Genomic DNA, 2,855 nt, shown 5'->3' on the forward strand with positions numbered 1-2,855 from the left:
GAAGACACGACGAGCCCATCGACGCGGCATCCAAAAAGGATCTGCGATCGGACCAGCAACCGCCACCGTCAGCTATTGCGCACAAGATCGTAAGTCCGCGAACAAATCTGTCGTCGGGAGCTGCAGAACAACACGTCTGAGGTCAGCGGTTCGGAGGTGCCGCAACTATGCGCACCCTATTTGCCGGTAGCAGGGCCGTGACGGCGTAGTGGCTGCGTTTGGCGATCGCTTGTTGCCGTCTTTGCCATCGTGACCATGCCGCCGGCAGTTCCGCGGATACAGTGCCCCGAGCCGTAGCCGCTGCGCCGCCCGCCGCCGGCCTCGTCGACGCGCAGCGGACGAAACCCACTCAGGGGGCGATCCCAGCACCACCGGGAGCCAGGGCGGCTCCAGATCAAACGGGGCCGCCCCCGCCACTCGCCGATGCAGCGGTCGTCACCGGGCCTCGCGCCCAAATGCCCGGGTCAGTAGCCGACGAGCTCTCCTGTCAGGTGGCTGACGAGCCGGCAGCGGGCCATCGTGACGCACCTCGGAGGGCCTGGGCGGTACGAGGTGTCCTGAAGCGTTAAGGGTCCTGCCCGAGATTCAAGATCTCCGACAGGACGGCGCGGGCGCGGGTTCCCGCTGGGACTACCGGGCGTCGCGCCGCCGACGCGCGCGCTCGAACTCGGCGACATCCGACATCCAGGGACCGTGCTGTTCGAGTGCGGCGCAGCCGCCGCGGACGAAGGCGCTCACCAGGTTCCGGTATCCGCCGATCCCATCGACCAGGCTGTACTCGACCCGGTACTGCGGATCCGACCCGCCTTCCCCGCGTCGCACCGTCGTGATCCGGGCGATGGAGTCCGCGTAGAAGTGCAGCTGGATCCCCTCGCCCAGCTCCTCGTCCTCGATGGTGAACACTTCGTTGTCCCCTGCAGAGCGATCGGCGACGAACTCCCAGAACTCGGCGGAGGCGGAGCGAGGACCGTCGCGTTGCCACTTCTTCTCGCCGCCCTTGTCGTCGGTGAACGTCAGGGCCGTCTTTCTCGCACTCTCACCCAGGTCGGCGTGGTCGCCGGCCGCCTCCTCGTCGTCTTCCACCGGTGTGCGCTTGGCGCGGTCCGCAGCCTCCGCGCACATCAGGAAGCTCACCGTACGCACCGCGTCATCGACGAGTTCGGGGTACGCGGCTCGCACGGCCGCGTCGACCGTCGCCGCCATCCGGTCCCAGTCGCGCTTGTCAGTGGCCCGCTTTCCCCGCCGCGGATCGAGGCCGATCCGCATCCCGGCGCACGCCTGCTCCGCGGTGGCGATCACACGCATGATCTGGGGCAGCAGCGCGGGGTCGACGGCATCGGGCATCCGCTTCGGCACCGTCGCGCCATGCAGATACTGGCTCGTGTACCTCAGAATCGCAGTGTCGAGTGGCCCGAGGGCTACTCCGCGCGCGGCGCGACGGCGGTCCGCGTGATACTCCTGAGCACGTTTCTCGTTCGGTCCCTCCGTCGCCATGCGCATCGCCGCGCAGACCTGACCGCGCTCAAGTAGATCGATGTCGGCCCCATGGGCGACGAGCCGGCTCCTGTCCCACCGGATGCGCCGAAAGAGCGCGTCGACGTCCGCGGGCGAGGAGAGCAGGACCGGGTCCAGGAGCGCGACGGCAGCGTGCTCGTCGAGCCGGCCCCGGGTCCCGGCGGCGTCGCACAGCGGAAGGACCGCACTCCACAGCAGCAGGTGTCTTGCCAGGTCCTCCCGGATCACCGCAAGATGGGCTTCCCCGATCGGGAACGTGAACGTGCGAGGCTCATGGTTGGCGTCGGCCCCGGCGCCGAGCATCAGCTTCAGCTCGCCGTCCTCACGGATCACGTTCGGGATCCAGCCGCTGCGGCGCGTGAAAACGATGTCTCTCACGGCTCAGGCTTCCCCGGAACGGCGCCGGCTGGACATGGTCGCTCGGGTCCACGGCGGGTAGCAGGCGATGTCGCGGCCCGCCCCGCACCGGCGGTTCACGACCACCGTGCACATTCGACGTCGAGGCGTGGGTCGGTGCGCACCCAGACTTCGCCCGTGGCGGCCTCGGCCGGGGCGTCGACTCGTTCGAGACCGAGAAATTCGATCAACTGGAGCAGTTCGGCTCGTTCGGCTCGGTCGTCGTCGGCATCATGCGAGTCGAAGAAGATGTAGTACTGGTCGCTCGGGTCGACGATGCCCGAATCTGCCCAGATCCGAGCGACTTCTTGGATTGCCGCTGCTTCCGTCGTCATCGTGGCGGCGCGGGCGGCGCCGCGGGTCTCCGGTGACGCGTCGAGGTCGGAGAGGTCGGAGAACCACTGGCCGAAGTAGTCGAGGCCGGCATATCCGTTCTCGAAGAACAGCATCGCGGCCGGAAGGTAGCGGTTGGCCCGGTCGGTCAGGAGGTGTTCCGACCGCGGTTGGTCCGCATCCTTGATCCGGGAGATCACACCCCGACGGGGCATGAGCACGAGACTCTGCCTGGCCGGTTCATCCATGATGGTGTAGGTGTCGGACTCCCGGCCCCGGAAGAACGCAGAGAACGCTACGTACGCCTCCTGAGGGTCGCCCACGGAGACTTGTTGATCGTTGCCATCACCGACGGCGAAGACGAACTGCTTCGGTCCGGGCTGGTAGGGGCGGGCCATGTGCGTCCTTCGTTCACTTGGGAGAGCTCCACCAGTGTAGTGGATCAGTGCACACGTGCCCCTGGCCCTGATCAGACGGCTGACTGCCGCTGGAGTACCAGCCCCAGCTGCGGCCTCTCGTTTGGAGGGTGAACGCGATCAGGCCCACCCCTTTTAGGGGTGGGCCTGATCAGCGATGTTTGTCCGGCGGCGTCCTACTCTCCCACAACGTCC

General features: G+C 67.4%; 2 protein-coding genes. Both read right to left on the bottom strand.

Going from position 1 to position 2,855, the window contains the following annotated elements:
* Positions 1–630: 630 nt before the first annotated feature.
* Complete coding sequence (locus tag AB0J67_RS40340; protein ID WP_363490982.1) at positions 631–1,893, bottom strand: DUF6357 family protein; 1,263 nt, start codon at positions 1,891–1,893, stop codon at positions 631–633.
* Positions 1,894–1,988: 95 nt separating this feature from the next.
* Complete coding sequence (locus AB0J67_RS40345; protein ID WP_363490984.1) at positions 1,989–2,642, bottom strand: hypothetical protein; 654 nt, start codon at positions 2,640–2,642, stop codon at positions 1,989–1,991.
* Between the last annotated feature and the right edge of the window lie 213 nt (positions 2,643–2,855).

Origin of the sequence: Catellatospora sp. NPDC049609 (assembly GCF_040675365.1) — a bacterium.
Lineage (GTDB): Bacteria > Actinomycetota > Actinomycetes > Mycobacteriales > Micromonosporaceae > Catellatospora.